13 protein-coding genes and 1 pseudogene are annotated in these 16,783 nt (G+C 69.3%); 8 read left to right on the top strand and 6 right to left on the bottom strand.

Annotated features, from left to right (window positions below; genetic code table 11):
• Positions 1-33: 33 nt before the first annotated feature.
• A complete protein-coding gene (locus tag OHA40_RS27655; RefSeq protein WP_330229775.1) occupies positions 34-1,677 on the bottom strand; it encodes an alkaline phosphatase D family protein in 1,644 nt (547 codons plus the stop codon).
• Positions 1,678-1,892: 215 nt separating this feature from the next.
• Here OHA40_RS27655 and OHA40_RS27660 point away from each other — a divergent pair, with 215 nt between their 5' ends.
• The 7 genes from OHA40_RS27660 to OHA40_RS27690 all read left to right on the top strand — a co-directional run bounded on the left by OHA40_RS27660 (position 1,893) and on the right by OHA40_RS27690 (position 10,423).
• Positions 1,893-3,239, top strand: coding sequence for a replication-associated recombination protein A (locus OHA40_RS27660; protein WP_442943825.1), 1,347 nt, complete (start codon positions 1,893-1,895; stop codon positions 3,237-3,239).
• 145 nt (positions 3,240-3,384) lie between these two features.
• Complete coding sequence (locus OHA40_RS27665) at positions 3,385-3,951, top strand: Uma2 family endonuclease (protein WP_330229776.1); 567 nt, start codon at positions 3,385-3,387, stop codon at positions 3,949-3,951.
• A gap of 63 nt (positions 3,952-4,014) precedes the next feature.
• The gene (gene alaS, locus OHA40_RS27670) at positions 4,015-6,684 is read left to right on the top strand and encodes an alanine--tRNA ligase (protein ID WP_330229777.1); all 2,670 of its coding nucleotides are present in this window, start codon (positions 4,015-4,017) and stop codon (positions 6,682-6,684) included.
• Positions 6,684-7,247 (top strand): Holliday junction resolvase RuvX, encoded by a 564-nt coding sequence (gene ruvX / locus OHA40_RS27675; protein ID WP_330234406.1) that lies wholly within the window; start codon positions 6,684-6,686, stop codon positions 7,245-7,247. Before alaS ends, ruvX begins: the two co-directional genes overlap by 1 nt.
• A complete protein-coding gene (mltG, locus tag OHA40_RS27680) occupies positions 7,244-8,746 on the top strand; it encodes an endolytic transglycosylase MltG (protein WP_330229778.1) in 1,503 nt (500 codons plus the stop codon). The genes ruvX and mltG overlap by 4 nt, the downstream gene beginning before the upstream one ends.
• A complete protein-coding gene (locus tag OHA40_RS27685) occupies positions 8,736-9,551 on the top strand; it encodes a shikimate dehydrogenase (RefSeq protein ID WP_330229779.1) in 816 nt (271 codons plus the stop codon). Before mltG ends, OHA40_RS27685 begins: the two co-directional genes overlap by 11 nt.
• A 392-nt stretch (positions 9,552-9,943) precedes the next feature.
• The gene (locus OHA40_RS27690; RefSeq protein WP_330229780.1) at positions 9,944-10,423 is read left to right on the top strand and encodes a B-4DMT family transporter; all 480 of its coding nucleotides are present in this window, start codon (positions 9,944-9,946) and stop codon (positions 10,421-10,423) included.
• A 68-nt stretch (positions 10,424-10,491) separates the two neighbouring features.
• On the opposite strand, the gene aroB is transcribed toward OHA40_RS27690, so the two are convergent.
• The 5 genes and pseudogenes from aroB to OHA40_RS27715 all read right to left on the bottom strand — a co-directional run bounded on the left by aroB (position 10,492) and on the right by OHA40_RS27715 (position 15,387).
• Entirely contained in the window at positions 10,492-11,613 is a 1,122-nt protein-coding gene (gene aroB / locus OHA40_RS27695) for a 3-dehydroquinate synthase (protein WP_330229781.1), read from the bottom strand.
• Positions 11,614-11,984: 371 nt separating this feature from the next.
• A pseudogene (locus tag OHA40_RS27700) lies at positions 11,985-12,503 on the bottom strand (shikimate kinase); the annotation flags it as partial.
• A complete protein-coding gene (aroC, locus tag OHA40_RS27705) occupies positions 12,500-13,708 on the bottom strand; it encodes a chorismate synthase (RefSeq protein WP_330229782.1) in 1,209 nt (402 codons plus the stop codon). The gene aroC and the pseudogene OHA40_RS27700, both read right to left, overlap by 4 nt.
• Positions 13,709-13,805: 97 nt before the next feature.
• Entirely contained in the window at positions 13,806-14,687 is an 882-nt protein-coding gene (locus tag OHA40_RS27710) for a universal stress protein (protein WP_330229783.1), read from the bottom strand.
• Positions 14,688-14,913: 226 nt separating this feature from the next.
• Positions 14,914-15,387 carry a prepilin peptidase gene (locus OHA40_RS27715; protein ID WP_330229784.1) on the bottom strand — a complete coding sequence of 158 codons (474 nt, stop codon included), beginning with the start codon at positions 15,385-15,387 and terminating at the stop codon, positions 14,914-14,916.
• Between the two features lie 224 nt (positions 15,388-15,611).
• On the opposite strand from OHA40_RS27715, the gene OHA40_RS27720 reads away from it, so the two are divergent.
• Positions 15,612-16,739, top strand: a complete 1,128-nt coding sequence (locus OHA40_RS27720) for a M24 family metallopeptidase (RefSeq protein ID WP_330229785.1) — start codon at positions 15,612-15,614, stop codon at positions 16,737-16,739.
• Positions 16,740-16,783 lie beyond the last annotated feature (44 nt).

Below are 16,783 nucleotides of genomic sequence, written 5' to 3' on the forward strand. Positions count from 1 at the left end.
GTCCCCGCTGGCATCGAGCCGCGGGACCGACCGTCAGCCGAGGGGGATCTGTCCCGGCTCGATCCGGCCGCCCGAGCGGACGGCGAACGAAGCGCCGTGGCGCGCAGCGGAATTCGGGTCGGCCACGTTCAGCAGGTAGTACCAGTCCATCTGCGCGTGATCCGCGGTGACCTCGAGTACGCCATAGCCGTGTGAATCCAGTTCGACATAGCGCAGATGGTGGTTGACCGACTTGATCGATTCGGCAATCGGCGTGGCGTTCGCCCGCAGCATGTCACCGATGCTGGTCGAGGTCACCGACGGCACGACGAACTCGGCGCCCACCGTGGCGCCGCCCGGATAGTTCGCCGCGTCGACGGGCAGGTCCGCCGCCCAGGAGGAATGGATGTCGCCGGTGAGGAAGACCACGTCGGAGATCTGCTGCTCGACGATCGCGCGGAACAGGCGGGTGCGATCGGCGGTATAGCCGTCCCACTGGTCGCCGTTCGGCGAGAGGCCGGACTGCGGAATACCCATCGTGCTGGTGATCGCCGCCGTGGTGGCCGGTTCCAACGGCGGGAAGACCAACGGGGCGACCATCACCGAATTGCCGACCAGCTTCCATTGCACCGGCGCCGACGCCAAGCCGGCGGTCAGCCACTCCATCTGCGCCTTCCCGGTGAGCGTGCGCGCCGGGTTGTCGACTTCGCGCCAACCCGCTCCCGGCTTCGCCTCCTGGTCGCGATAGCTGCGCAGATCCAGCATGGTCAGTTCGGCCAGGGTGCCGAAGCGCAACCTGCGGTAGATGCGCGCGTCGGCGCCGGATCCGGCCGCGCGGACCGGCATCCACTCCAGGTAGGCCTGCGCGGAGGCGGCTCGCCGGTCCGTCCAGCTGCCTTCGGTCGCGGGGTCGTGGTTGTTCGCGCCGCCGGACCACGAGTTGTCGGCGGATTCGTGGTCGTCCCAGGTGCAGACGAACGGCAGAGTCGCATGCAGGTCGAGCAGGTCCGGATCGGTCTTGTACTGCGCGTGACGAATGCGGTAGTCGGCCAAGCTGACGATTTCGTTGGCCGGGTCATGGGGTCGCACGGCGCCGTTGCCGCTGCTGTACCTGCCGCGCGCGTACTCGTAGATGTAGTCGCCCAAGTGCACGATCGCGTCCAAGTCGGAACGCGCGGCCAGATGACGGTAGGCGCCGAAGTAGCCGGCTTCCCAGTTCGAGCAGGAGACCACGCCGAACCTGAGGCGTTCGGGGGAGCCCGCGGCGGCGGGCGCGGTCTTCGTGCGGCCGATCGGCGAGGTCTCGCCGAGCGCGCTGAAGCGGTAGAAGTATTCGACCCCCGGCGCGAGACCGGAGACGTCGATCTTGACGGTGTGATCGGAATCCGCGGTGGCGGTGGCCGTGCCGGATGCGGTGACCGAGGCGAACCGCTCGTCCGCGGCGACCTCCCAGCGCACGCTCGCCGGGCCGCCCAGGCCGGAGCCGGGCGTCGCGTCGTCGGAGACCGTGACGCGGGTCCAGATGATCACGCCGCCGGGGAGCGGATCGCCCGAGGCCACGCCGTGCCGGAATACCGGTGTCCCGGCGCCCGCGCGTCCGGCGCCGAAGACGGCGGTGGCGGTGGCGGCTGCCGCGCCGCCGCGCAGGAGGGCGCGCCTGGCGAATCGCCCGAGGGACGCGGGATCTGAAACAACCATGTTTTCAGTCACGGGTGTTGATCACATCGGAAGGACCGGCGTCACGCAACTCGGCTCGCCGAGACCGGGCCCGACCCACACCGACCGGACGGGGCGAAAAGATCGCGAACTCCACAGCGGTAGTCCGGGCCGCGCCGAGTTCTGAAGTGGTCATCGGCCGAACTGCCCCGCTCCGGAATGGGACGCGTCGGTGGGGCTCGGTAACGTACTTTTCCGTGAGCGATGGCTTGTTCGACGTGCCCGGCGCCACGGTGTCTCCGGAGCACTCGATCGATGCGGTGGTGCGCCGGGACGCCGGTGCGCCGCTGGCGGTGCGTATGCGTCCCGCCACACTGGAGGAAGTGGTCGGGCAGCAGCATCTGCTCGGTCCCGGTTCTCCGCTGCGCCGGTTGATCGAGGGCTCCGGTGCGGCGTCGGTGCTGCTGTACGGCCCGCCCGGCACCGGTAAGACCACCCTCGCCTCGCTCATCTCGCAGGCGACCGGCCGTCGTTTCGAGGCGCTGTCGGCGCTCTCGGCCGGGGTCAAGGAGGTGCGCGCGGTCATCGACATGGCGCGGCGCAGGTTGTCGGCGGGCGAGCAGACCGTGCTGTTCATCGACGAAGTGCACCGTTTCTCCAAAACCCAGCAGGACGCGCTGCTCGCCGCGGTGGAGAACCGGATCGTCCTACTGGTCGGCGCGACCACCGAGAATCCGTCGTTCTCGGTAGTGTCCCCGCTGCTGTCGCGGTCGCTGGTGCTGCAACTGCGTTCGCTCACCGAAGCGGACATCCGCATGGTGCTCACCCGCGCGTCCACCGACCCACGTGGGCTCGACGGCGCGTACACCGTCACCGACGCCGCGCTCGACCACATCGTCCGGATCGCGGGCGGTGATGCCCGGCGGGCGCTCACTGCGCTGGAAGCCTCGGCCGAATCCTCGCTCGACGGCACCGTCGACGTGGACCTGGTCGAGGCCAGCGTGGACAAGGCCGCGGTCCGCTACGACCGCGCAGGCGATCAGCATTACGACGTGATCAGCGCGTTCATCAAGTCCATCCGTGGCTCGGATGTCGATGCCGCGCTGCACTACCTCGCCAGGATGCTGAGCGCGGGCGAGGACCCGCGCTTCATCGCGCGCAGACTGATGATCCACGCGAGCGAGGACATCGGCATGGCCGATCCGATGGCGTTGCAGACGGCCACCGCCGCCGCGCAGGTGGTGCAGCTGGTCGGCCTGCCCGAGGGGCGGCTCGCGCTTGCGCAGGCGACGATCCACTTGGCGACCGCACCGAAGTCCGGCGCCGTGGTGTCCGCGATCGGCGCGGCCATGGCCGACGTCGCGGCAGGCAAGGCGGGCGCGGTACCGCCGCACCTACGCGACGGTCACTACCCGGGCGCGGCCGCACTCGGCAACGCCCAGGGCTACCGGTACCCGCACGACGACAAGGACGGCGTGCTCGCCCAGCAGTACCCGCCCGACGAACTGGTCGGCGTCGACTACTACCACCCCACCGACCACGGCCACGAACGCGAGATCGGTCCCCGCGTACAGAAACTTCGCCGTATCGTCCGGGATACGTGAGGTCGTGGAGCCGCGCGACGGCGTTCGCCGAATACGGCTGGTCCCAGGGCAAACTGGATCGGGAATGCCCGACGAGTAGCGTACGGCTGCATGATCGGTGTATTCACCGTCCGGCCGAGCAGAACGGGAGGACCTGGTGACGGCCATGGTGGAGCGACCTCAAATGCTGGTCGAGGAGTTCGAACATCTCGCCCGCCATTCGGGTGAGACGGTCACACTGGAGTTTCTGTACGGGAAGCTGGGGGTCAAGGCTGTGCCGGATGGGGATCATTGCGAGATCGTTCGCTGGATCGCGCGACAGCTTCTCCCACTCCGAGGCGAGTTCTGGCTGTATCAGGAAATCGATCTGAAGGTCGAGAGGTACCGCAACGGCCGTGCTCGAGCCGACGGTGTCCTGGCACCGGACGGGTCCTTCACCGGACAGGGAAACTGGGTCGATCCAGCGCCGATACTGCTGGTCGTCGAGGTCACCTCCTACGACCGGGACACCGACCGGCGCGATCGCGTCGAGAAACCGGCCGCATGCGCTGAAGCGGGCATACCCGTGTACCTGCTAATCGACCGGGATAGCGGTGAGTCCGTCGTGTTCAGCCACCCTGACGACGGCGTGTACACCAGTACGAATCGGTATCGGTTCGGCAAGACGGTCGAGCTGCCGGATCCGGTGGGGGTCTCATTCGACACCGAGCCACTGCAGGGCTGGGTTCGCTGACCGGTCACGGGCACGCCCGGTCGATGAATATTCGAGTGCGCCGCACCGGTAGGCTGGATATCTGTGCAGACCCACGAGATCCGACGGCGTTTCCTGGACCATTTTCTCCGTGCCGGCCATACCGAGGTGCCGAGTGCCTCGCTGATCCTGGCCGACCCGAACCTGCTGTTCGTCAACGCAGGCATGGTCCAGTTCAAGCCGTACTTCCTGGGTCAGGAGGCACCGCCCTACCCGCGGGCGACCAGCGTGCAGAAGTGCGTGCGCACCGGTGATATCGAAGAGGTCGGCGTCACGACGCGGCACAACACGTTCTTCCAGATGGCGGGGAACTTCTCCTTCGGTGACTACTTCAAGGAGGGGGCGATCACCCTCGCCTGGGACCTGATCGCCAAGCCGCAGGACGAAGGCGGTTACGGATTCGATCCCGAGCGGATCTGGGTGACCGTGTACCAGGACGACCCGGAGACGGCCGAGATCTGGAAGCGCGTCGCGGGCATCCCCGATGAACGCATCCAGTTCCGTGACGGCAAGGACAACTACTGGGACATGGGCGTGCCCGGCCCAGGTGGTCCCTGCTCGGAGATCTACTACGACCGCGGACCAGAGCACGGCCGCGACGGCGGCCCGGTCGCCGACGAGGACCGCTACCTCGAGATCTGGAATCTCGTCTTCATGCAGGACATCCGCGGTGAGCTGAGCCCGAAGCTGGGTCACCCGCCGGTCGGGTCGCTGCCGAAGAAGAACATCGACACCGGTATGGGCGTGGAGCGGATCGCCCTGCTGCTGCAGGGCGTGGACAACGTCTACGAGACCGACCTGCTGCGCCCGATCATCGACAAGGCCGAGGAGCTGACCGGTCGTTCCTACGGCGTGCAGCACGAGGACGACGTGCGCTTCCGCGTGATCGCCGACCACGCCCGCACCGCCGCCATGCTGATCTCCGACGGCGTGAACCCGGGCAACGACGGCCGCGGCTACGTGCTGCGCCGCCTGCTGCGCCGCATCGTGCGCTCGGCCCGCCTGCTCGGCGCCGAGAAGCCGGTGATGGGCGAGTTCATGAAGGTCGTCAGCGATCTGATGGCCCCCTCCTATCCGGAGCTGGCCACCGACTTCCGCCGCATCGAGACCGTCGCGGTCGGCGAGGAGACGGCGTTCCTCAAGACGCTGAACAACGGCTCCACCCTGTTCGACAACACCGCCGCCGCGGTCAAGTCCGAGGGCGGCACGACGATCGCCGGGTCGGACGCGTTCACCCTGCACGACACCTACGGCTTCCCGATCGATCTGACCCTGGAGATGGCCGCCGAGGCCGGACTGTCGGTCGACGAGGAGGGCTTCCGCTCGCTCATGGCCGAGCAGCGCCAGCGGGCCAAGGAAGACGCCCAGGCCCGCAAGCACGCTCATGCCGACCTCACGATCTACAAGGAACTGGTCGACCGCGGCGCCACCGAGTTCACCGGTTTCGACGAGCTCACCTCCGAAGCCACCGTGCTCGCCTTGATCGCCGAGGGCGTGCGGGTGCCGACCGCGACCGTGGGCCAGGACGTCGAAGTGATCTTGGATCGCAGCCCGCTCTACGCCGAGGCCGGTGGCCAGATCGCCGACCGCGGCTCCATCACCGCCTCCTCGGGCCTGAAGCTGCGCGTGAACGACGTGCAGAAGATCGCCAAGAAGCTGTGGGTGCACAAGACCACGGTGGAACACGGCCAGATCACCGAGGGCGATGTGGTGCTCGCGCAGGCCGACCCGGCCTGGCGCAGCGGCGCCACCCAGGGCCACTCCGGCACGCACATGGTGCATGCCGCCCTCCGGCAGGTGCTCGGCCCGAACGCGGTGCAGGCGGGCTCACTGAACAAGCCGGGCTACTTGCGCTTCGACTTCAACTGGCAGGGCCAGCTGTCCGAACAGCAGAAGGCCGATATCGAGGCCGTGTCCAACGATGCGGTCGGCGCCGACTTCCCGGTGAACACCTTCGTGACCGACCTGCCGAAGGCCAAGCAGATGGGCGCGCTCGCCCTGTTCGGCGAGAACTACGGCAACGAGGTCCGCGTGGTGGAGATCGGCGGCCCGTTCTCCATGGAGCTGTGCGGTGGTACGCACGTGCAGCATTCCTCGCAGATCGGCCCGATCACGGTGCTCGGTGAGTCGTCGGTCGGCTCCGGCGTGCGCCGTGTCGAGGCGTTCGTCGGCCTGGACTCCTACAAGTACCTGGCCAAGGAGCGTGCCCTGCTGGCCGGTGTGGCCTCCGCGCTGAAAGTGCCCTCGGACGAGGTGCCCGGGCGCGTCGAGCAGTTGGTGGAGCGGCTCAAGGCGGCCGAGAAGGAGCTCGAGCGCACCAAGATGGCCGCGGTGCTGTCCTCGGCGGGCACGTTCGTCGAGCAGGCCGAGCGGATCGGTCGCCTGCTGCTGGTCGCCGTCGCCGCGCCCGAGGGGGTGCCCGCGGGCGATCTGCGGACGCTGGCCACCGATATCCGCGGCCGGTTCGGCAGTGAGCCCGCCGTGGTGGTACTGCTCGGCAACGCCGACGGCAAGGTGCCGTTCGTGGTCGCCGTGAACAAGTCTGCCCAAGAACTCGGCATCAAGGCCGGGGATCTGGTCGGCAGCTTCGGTCCGAGCATCGCGGGGCGCGGCGGCGGTAAGCCGGAGATGGCGCAGGGCGCCGGGTCGGATCCGTCGGGCATTCCGGCGGGCCTGGCCGCGGTCCGCGCGCGGGTGGCTGAACTAGCCGGGTGATGGGCGACCCCGAAGAAGCGGAGCGGTCGGCGCGGCGTGGCGCCGACCGGCCGCATCCCGCCACCGATCCCGGTCGAGGCAGACGGATCGGGGTCGACGTCGGCTCTGTCCGGATCGGGGTCGCCGCATGCGATCCCGACGGCATTCTCGCCACGCCGGTGGAGACCGTGCCGCGGGCGAAACAGCGGCAGCGCACGGCCCCTACACCCGACATCGGGAGAATTGCCGAAATTGTGCGGGAATACGAAGCCGTCGAGGTCATCGTGGGATTACCGCGAACATTGCGCGGGGAGAAGGGCACCGCCGCTACGCTGGCCACCGCATTCGCTGAGCGATTGCGGGCCGCCGTCGCGCCGGTGCCGGTCCGGCTTTCCGACGAACGTTTGACTACGGTGTCAGCTGCACGTGCATTGCGGGACAGTGGAGTTCGCGCGCGTGGCCAGCGGCAGGTAATCGATCAGGCGGCGGCCGTGTCGATCCTGCAAGGATGGTTGGACGAACGGAGTGCGGTGTTGAGGTCGGTGGAAGCGGGACGTTCTGCGTCGTCCGGAGACGATGCATGACGGATCGGTGGGCGCGGGCCGAGGAACTGTTCCGACAGCGCGAAGCTGATCGGCGTTACCGCAGAGACGAGCGGGCCTGGGCCGGGCACGACGACGCATACGACGACTACGACGACGACACCGCGGTCATCCCGCGCTACGTCGATGACGACGACGAGCCACCCGCGCCGCCACCGCCCGCCCCGCGGCGCGGCGGTCAGCGGACGAGCACCGCTGGACAGGAGACGCCGCGCCGCCCGAAGCGCGTCCAACCAGAGCGCACCACCCGGCAACCGGAGCGCACCACCCGGCCGCGGCGCGGCAGGGGTTCCCGCGCTGCGTCGCGCAAGGCGGCCGAGCGGAAGCGGCGGCGCAGGAACCTATGGGTCTTCGCAGGCGTCTTCGTTCTGCTGTTCGCCGGTGCGGCGGTCTTCGCGGGAATGAAGCTGGTCGACAGCCTGGGCGCCCCGGACGACTACGCCGGCCCGGCCGGACCGCTGGTGGTGGTGCAGGTGCATCCGGGTGACACCGCCCAGCAGATCGCCGCGACCATGGTCGAGCGTGGTGTCGTCGCGAGTACGGGGGCGTTCTACGAAGCGGCCGTACGCAATTCGAGCATGAGCACGGTGCAGCCCGGCTTCTACGCCATCCCCAGCCGCAGCCCGGCCGCGGAGGCGGCGGCCACGTTGGTCGGCAAGCAGTCCAGGGTCGGCAACCTGGTTGTCTCCGAGGGACGGCTGCTGCACGACCAGCACGACATGAGCACCGGCGGAAGGTATGACGGCATCTACCGCAAGATCGCGGAGGCCAGCTGCATCGGCACCGGCGCCGACCAGAAGTGCGTGACCTACGAACAGCTCGATGCCGCGGGCGCGGGCCTGGACCTGTCCGCGCTCGGGGTGCCCGCGTGGGCGATGCAGGGTGTCAAGGACTGTCCGGAGCGGACGAGGCAGCTGGAAGGCCTTATCGCCGCGGGCACCTGGGATTTCGATCCCAGCGGCACACCGGAACAGATCCTGAAGCAATTGGTGGCCGCGAGCGCGAAGAGCTATGAATCCACCGGACTGCTGCAGTCCGGCGCCGACACGAAACTCACGCCGTATGAGACGCTGATCGCCGCATCGCTGGTGGAACGTGAGGCGAAACCCCAGGACATGGGCAAGGTGGCACGGGTGATCGTGAACCGGCTGCGGGTCGATCAGATGCTGCAGTTCGACTCGACGGTGAACTACACCCTGGATCGCACCGAGGTGGCGACCACCGACGCCGACCGCGCCCAGGAAACTGCATGGAACACCTATGCGATGCGTGGCCTGCCCCAGACCCCGATCGCCGCGCCGTCGTTGAACGCGTTGCGTGCCATGGAGAATCCGGAGCAGGGGCCGTGGCTGTACTTCGTCACTGTCGACAAGCAGGGCACCACCCTGTTCACCGACGACTATCAGGAGCATCTGCGCCTGATCGCACGGGCGCAGCGCAGCGGGATTCTCGACAGTTCCAAGGACCCCGGTGGCCGATAGCCGCAAGGCGGCGGTGCTCGGCAAGCCGATCGCGCACTCGCGATCGCCACAGCTGCACTTGGCCGCGTATCGCGCGCTCGGGCTGAACTGGAGCTACGAGCGCATCGAATGCTCGGCCCAGCAGCTGCCCGGGTTGGTGGACGGGCTCGGGCCGGAATGGGTCGGGCTTTCGGTGACCATGCCCGGCAAGGAAGCGGCACTGGCCTACGCGGACCAGCGCACCGAACGTGCCGTGCTCGTCGGATCGGCCAACACGCTGGTCCGCACCGGAAGCGGCTGGCGCGCCGACTGCACCGACGTAGACGGCGTGCTCGGCGCGCTGCGCGGCGCCGGGGTCGAGGAGCTGACCGAGGGCGTGGTGCTGGGAGCAGGAGGCACCGCGCGGCCCGCGCTACTGGCGTTGTCGGAGCTGGGCGCCGAGACGGTCACCGTGGTCGCGCGAGACCCGGGCCGGGCGCGCGGCGCGCTGGAACTCGCCGAGCGGCTCGGAATGATCGCCGCATTGGCAGCCTTCGAGGCCGGGCCCCTGCAGGCGGTCTGTGCGGCGGCAGGCGCTGTGGTCAGCACCATTCCCGCCACAGCGGCCGCGGTCGTCGCCCCCGCGGTGGCCGAGGCCCCGGTGGTGCTCGACGCGATCTACAACCCGTGGCCCACCCCGCTGGCGGAGGCCGTCGAACGTGCGGGCCACACCGTCGTCAGCGGATTGCAGATGCTGCTGAACCAGGCATACGGGCAGGTCGAGCAGTTCACCGGGCGGCCTGCGCCGCGCGCGGAGATGGCGGAGGCGCTGGACGAGGGCCTGTAGCACCGGTGCCTCCATGCTCTTCCGCTGCCGTGACCGCCTGTATTATGCTGTCGTCCAATGCATTTCAACGGGAGGGGAGCATTATGTTCATTCGAATCGGAGTCGCCGCCGCGATGGCGATCGCCGCGTCTGCGTTCGGGTTCGGGTTCGGCGGACAGCCAGTGGCAAAAGCCGATGCCTGCGCATCGGCGCAGCCGAGCTGGGGGTTCCAATGCGTGTCTTCGGCGTCGAACGTCTCGCTGGCGAGCTGCCTGAAGGACGCGCCGCTCTGGAATGATCGGGCGCGGTGCGTTCCGCGAAATGACGGTAGTGGCCGGTACGACCTTTGGGTTCCGTCCAACTGAGACCCAGCGCCATAGGCGCCGCCAAAAAACACAGCTATGGTGTTCCGCATGAATGCTTGGTTGTTGCGGGCCGTCGTGCTCGGCGCGCTGGTGGTGGCGCTGCGTGCCGCGCTCGGGTTCGCGATGGTGTACTGGCCGACACACGGGGCACTGATGCGCCTCCTGTGCCTGATCGTGCTGGTCGCGGCCATCGTGTCCTGGGGTGTGCTGGACGGCCGCAGGGACCGCGCGGCCAGTGGGGACGCGGAACGAGGCGCCGATCTCACCATGCTGTGGCTGAAAGCCGCGGTCGCGGGAGGTGTGGGCAGCGGTCTGGTCGCCTGGATCCTGGACTTGGTTCCCCGGTTCGATCTCGGTGACAACGGCCTGCTCTTCGAAGCCACGGCGGGCGCGTCGTTCATCATCCTGCTGATCTTCGTGCCCGCGTTGATCGGCGTCGGCATCGGCCGGATGCTGGCCGAGCGGCAGAAGGGCAAGAAACGCTCTACCCCGCCGGCGATGTACTCCGCCGCGGGCAGCGCGATCTGATCCAACGAACCAAACGGCGCGCCCGGTACCCGGGCGCGCCGTTGTCGTATCTCCGAGGCCCTGCGGATCTACAGCAGGACCGCGCCGCCGCTCGGGCTGTCCTCGCGGGCGATCGCCGAGTAGGCGGCCGCCAGCAGGGTCGGATCCGGGCCTTCGAGGCGACCGGGCTTGGCCAGGCCATCGAGCACGACGAAGCGCAGCACGCCGGAGCGGGTCTTCTTGTCGGTCTGCATGGCGTCCAGCAGCTGGGGCAGGGCGTCGGCGTCGTAGCTGGTCGGCAACCCGACGGCGGACAGGATGGCGCGGTGCCGGTCGGCGGTGGCGTCGTCGAGACGGCCCGCGAGGCGACCGAGTTCGGCGGCGAACACCAGACCGACCGAGACCGCCGCGCCGTGCCGCCAGCGGTAGCGCTCCCGCCGCTCGATCGCGTGGCCGAGGGTGTGGCCATAGTTGAGGATCTCGCGGAGGCTGGACTCCTTCAGATCGGCGGCGACGACGTCGGCCTTCACCTGGATCGCGCGGCGGATCAGCTCGGGCAGCACCTCACCGGTCGGGTCGATGGCGGCCTCCGGGTCGCGTTCCACGAGGTCGAGGATCACCGGGTCGGCGATGAAACCGGCCTTGATGATCTCGGCCATGCCCGCCACGATCTCGTTGCGCGGCACCGTTTCCAGGGTGGCCAGATCGACCAGCACGGCGGCGGGTTCGTGGAAGCAGCCGACGAGGTTCTTGCCCGCCTCGGTGTTGATGCCGGTCTTGCCGCCGACCGCCGCGTCGACCATGGCGAGCAGGGTGGTGGGCACGTGCACGATGCGCACGCCGCGCATCCAGGTGGCGGCGACGAAACCGGTCAGGTCGGTCGCCGCGCCGCCACCGAGGCTGACCACGACGTCGTTGCGGGTCAAGCCGATGCGCCCGAGCACCTCCCAGCAGAATCCGGCGACGGCGAGGTCCTTGCCCGCCTCGGCATCCGGGATCTCGATCCGGTGGGCGTCGATGCCGGTGTCGGCCAGCGCCTTCCGTACCACCTCGGCGGTCTCGGCGAGCGGCGGCTGGTGGAAGATCGCCACGGTGCGCACGCCCGTGGTCGCCCCGGCGACCGATTCGACGAGTTCGCCGAGCAGCCCGCGGCCGATGATCACCGGGTACGGGTCGGCGGTCCGGACTTCGAGACGACTCGGCTCTGTCACGTGGCTTGCTCCGATTCTGTTGGTGCTGTTGTCGACTGCTGCCGTGCCCTGGCGCGGGCACGGCGTGTGCGGGCGCGCCTGGTTCGGCCGCCTGCTGACGGGTCACCGGTACCCGCCCCGTCCGGGGCGTCGGGTTCGCTCGTGGCGCTTCCCCTGCGGGCGCGACCGACACGAGCGGTTGTGGTGCGGCCGGGTTCCGGCGCGGAATCGGACGCGGTATCGGTGGTCTCGTCTTGCTCCGCGGCCCTGCGCCGGGCGGCCGTTCTGGCTCTGGCGCGGCGCCGGTCCCGGGATCGGCTTCTGCCCTGCGGGATTTGGCTGGGCAGCCGGAGATCCGGCTCGGCCGAGGCGGGCTCCGCCGGTTCCATGCCGAGCTTGGACATGATCATTCGTACCACCCGGCCCGGGCTGCGGCCGTCGGTGCGCACCCGGACGGTGGCCACCTCACGGTAGAGCGGGCGGCGGGTGCGCATCAGCTCGCGGTACTTCGTGCCGGGATCCGCGCCGTTGAGCAGCGGCCGCTGCGTGCTCGCTCCGGTACGCCGCAGGCCCTCGGCCACACTGATTTCCAGGTAGACGACGGTGCGGTTGCGCAACAGCTCCCTGGTGTCCGCGGACAGCACGGCGCCGCCGCCGAGCGAGACGACGCCGCGCTCGGCCAGGATGGCGCGGCGCACCACCCGCTCCTCGATACTGCGGAATTCCGGCTCACCGTCTTCGGCGAAGATCTCCGGAATCGTGCGACCGGTCTCGCGCTCGATGCCGGCATCGGTGTCGTACAGCTCGACGCCGAGTTCCCTGGCGAGCTTGCGGCCGATCGTGGACTTCCCCGCTCCCGGCGGTCCGACCAGCACCACGCGTGGGGCGCGTGGATCGGTCTGCACGATCATTGCGACCGACTGTCCGTGGGCACGTGCGGGCGGGTGCTGATGCGCTTGACATAGCTGGTGATGTTCTCGACCGTCTCGGTGAGCGAGTCGCCACCGAACTTCTCCAGCGCGGCCTGCGCGACGACCAGGGCAACCATGGATTCGGCGACCACGCCCGCGGCGGGCACGGCGCACACGTCCGAGCGCTGGTGGATGGCCACGGCCTCATCTCCGGTGGTCATATCGACCGTGGACAGCGCACGCGGCACCGTGGAGATCGGCTTCATCGCGGCGCGCACGCGCAGGGCCTCGCCGTTGGTCATGCCCCCCTCCAAGCCGCCCGCGCGGTTGGTGGAGCGCAGCACACCGTCGGGACCGGGCCGCATCTCGTCGTGCGCCTGGCTGCCGCGGCGGCGTGCGGTTTCGAAGCCGTCGCCGACCTCCACGCCTTTGATGGCCTGAATGCCCATGAGCGCGGCCGCGAGACGCGAGTCCAGCCGGTTCTCGCCGCTGGTGAACGAGCCGAGGCCGACCGGAAGGCCCTCGATGATCACCTCGACCACGCCGCCGAGGGTATCGCCGTCCTTCTTTGCCGCCTCGATCTCGGCGATCATCGCCGCCTCGGCATCCTTGTCGAACGCGCGCACCGGGCTCTCGTCCACCGCGGCGAGGTCGGTGGCGGTCGGCACGATGCCCGTGGTGTTCTGTGCGGTGCCGATCGAAACGACATGCGAGACGACCTCGACGCCGAACGCCTGGCGCAGGAAGTTGCGCGCCACGGTGCCCGCCGCCACGCGGGCCGCGGTCTCCCTGGCGCTGGCCCGCTCGAGCACGTTGCGGGCGTCGTCGAAGTTGTACTTGAGCATGCCCGAGTAGTCGGCGTGCCCGGGGCGGGGCCGGGTCAGCGGAGCATTGCGCGCCAGCTCGGCGAGTTCGGCCGGATCCACCGGGTCGGCCGACATCACCGTGACCCACTTCGGCCACTCGGAGTTCGCCACCTCGATGGCGACCGGGCCGCCCATCGTGCGTCCATGCCGCACACCACCGACGACGGTGACCTTGTCGGCCTCGAACTTCATCCGTGCGCCGCGCCCGTATCCCAGCCTGCGGCGCGCCAGCTGCGTGGAGATCTCCTCGGACGTCACCTCGACGCCTGCCGCCATTCCCTCGAGGATGGCGACGAGAGCGGGACCATGGGATTCTCCGGCAGTTATCCAACGCAGCACGTGGTCCATCTTCCCATGTCGGCGCCCGTGCTCCGGAACTCGGCCCGGCGTGACGACGCGCACGCCGACGGCAGGCCGGAGCGCGCGGCACGGGCGGTCAGCGCGCGATGACGATGGCGCGATCCACCGACCGCAGCAGTGCCTCGCTGACCGAGCCGAACAGCAGGCGGCTCAAGACACCGCGACCGCGGTTGCCCACGACGAGCAGTTGGCCGTCGCGCGAGCGTTCGAGCAAGCGGCGTTCCGGACGGTCGCGGACGACCTCACGCTGAATCGCCACCTCCGGGAACCGCTCCTGCCATCCGGCCAGGCTCGTGGCCAGCACCGCTTCCTCGGTCCGACGCAGCGCCGTCCAGTCGGTGCCGGTCGCCGCCAGCGGCTCGATCTCGCCCCAGGTGTGCACCGCCACCAGCTCGACCCCGCGCAGGGACGCCTCGGTCACCGCCACCTCGATGGCGGCCTGCTCGGCGCTCGAACCGTCCACCCCGACGACGACCGGGCGGGTGCTCGCCCGGTCCCACAGCGGCGTCTCGGCGGGCACCACCGCGACCGGGCAGTCCGCGTCTCGCGCGACGGCCGTGCTCACCGATCCCAGCAGCACGCGCTGGATCCGGCCGACGCCGCGCGTGCCGACTACGAGCATCGCCGCGTTCCTGGAGCGCTCGATCAGGGCGGTGGCGATGTGCGCCGTGCGGATCTCGGTGCCGATGGCGATATCACGGACCACGTGCGCGGCGGCTTCGGCGGCTTCGGCGGCGCGTTCGATCGCCTCATCCGCTTCCCGCACTCGCAGCAGTGCGGCCGGGCGCGGCGGATCGTCGGTATCGGGGCCCAGTGACGACTCCATGACGAGCTGGATGTGCAGGGGCGCGTCGTGCAGAGCGGCGGTCTGTGCCGCCCAGCGCACCGCGACGATCGACTCGGCAGACCCGTCGGTTCCCGCGACGATCGGCCTCCGCGATGGATGCCTCGGATTCACTCGGCGGCTCCTTCTCGACGCTGCATCGCTGTCCTGGCGCACTCGAGGGCAACTCGCCGAGGGGCCGCACCTCGCTACCGCAGCTCGAGCAGCTGCTCGGGGAAGTCGTTGCCTGCGAATGATGGTACCGACGAATTGCGCTCTATTCGCCGGCTTCGCCATTCGTTCGCCGGGTAGTCCTGCCCGGGCTTCGAAGGAAGGCTCTTCGGCGCGGCGACGGTGGAGCTCAGCTCGTGTCCATCGTCGGCGGCATTAGTGCCAGCAGCGTCGACAGACACATCGAGGGTCCGTGCGGCAGGGTGAGTCGGCTGCTACCCGGGCCTCCGGTGCCCGGTGTGCGCAGGCGCCGAACGGCCAGCGTCACGGACGCGATGCACGCCGTGAGCGCCGGTGCGCCGAGCGCCGCCCAGACCCACGCCTGCGCACCGCCGAGCGCGGCCGCCCCGCCGAGGCCGAGCGCGAGTTTGACGTCCCCCGCGCCCAGCGCGGTGGGTGCGGCCAGGTGCACCAGCAGATACGGCCCCGCGAGGAACACCGCACCGAGCGTCGCGACGGTGAATTGCCCTGTGATCAGGGCATATCCGAGTATCGCCAATGCTCCAAAACCGGTCAGTCTGTTCGGAAGGCGTCGTTCGCGGAGATCGAGAACGGTCAATGCCGCACTCCACGTGGCGAGGGCGGTGAACACGAAGGGGGACATGCCTCCACCTTCGCCCCGCGTCGGCGCCCAGGAGTCGTACCGGGCCTGAATGTGCACAACATGCGCGAATGTGAACAGCGAGTGCTCCGCAGTCATCTCTTCGCAGCCGAAATATACTGGAGGGCACGGCATTTCGTTGTGTGACCTGCGACCACGCCGGTTGGGTCGCGCATCGAACACGTGTTGCGTGTCGGCCTGCGGCGTGTCGGCGGTAGTTTTGACCCATGTGTGCTGATCACCAGGTCCACGCGCCCGACTATGCGGCGCGGCGTGGCGCGCTCCGCAGCCTGCTGGTGGAGAACAGGGTGGACGCCCTGCTGGTCACCGATCTGGTGAACATCAGGTATCTGACCGGATTCACCGGTTCCAACGCGGCGCTGCTCGTGCACTGCTGGGACACACGCACCGCCGAGGACCGCACCGTGATCGGCACCGACGGCCGGTATCGGACGCAAGTCGCCGAGCAGGTCCCGGACCTGCGCGCGGAGATCGCGCGGGCCACCGCGCGCCGGATCGTGCAATTGGCCGGGGAGTGGCAGCTCGGCCGGGTCGGCTTCGAAAGTCATACCGTCACCGTCGACCATCATCGCGGCTTTCTCGAGCAGCGGACCGGCCTGGACCTCGTCGCGACGCCCGGACTGGTCGAGCAGTTGCGCATGGTCAAGGACGCCTACGAAGTCGAACAGTTGCGCGCGGCGTGCGCGGCGGGCGACGCCGGTCTCGCCGCGCTGCTCGAGCGTGGCGGACTGCGTCCCGGCCGCACCGAGCGTCAGGTGGCGCGAGATCTGGAATGGGCCATGTTCGAGCACGGCGCCCAAGCGGTGTCGTTCGAAACCATCGTGGCGACCGGAGCGAACTCGGCTGTCCCGCATCACCGACCGACCGATACGGTGCTGGCTGCGGGTGACTTCGTCAAGCTGGACTTCGGCGCGGTGGTCGGCGGCTACCACTCCGACATGACCCGCACCTACGTGCTCGGCGCGCCGACCGACTGGCATCGGGAGGTGTACGCGCTGGTCCAGCAGGCGCAGCGCGCCGGGTGCGACGCGCTGCGACCGGGGGTTCCGGTGGCCGACGTCGACGCGGCGTCGCGGTCGGTGATCGAGGCCGCCGGGCACGGCAAGTTGTTCGTGCACGGTCTCGGGCACGGGGTGGGGCTGCAGATCCACGAAGCGCCCGGAATCGCGAAAACCGGAACCGGTACACTTCTGTCTGGCGTGGCGGTGACCGTCGAACCAGGTGTGTACTTTCCCGGCCGCGGCGGGGTCCGGATCGAGGACACGCTCGTGGTGCGCGAAGGGGGCCCGGAGCTGCTCACCCACACCAACAGAGACTTGACCGTCGTCGACTGACGCCGGTCTGCCCGAGACCAAGCGGTAGAACGAGGAGATCCGAA

It is taken from the genome of Nocardia sp. NBC_00508, from assembly GCF_036346875.1.
GTDB lineage: Bacteria > Actinomycetota > Actinomycetes > Mycobacteriales > Mycobacteriaceae > Nocardia.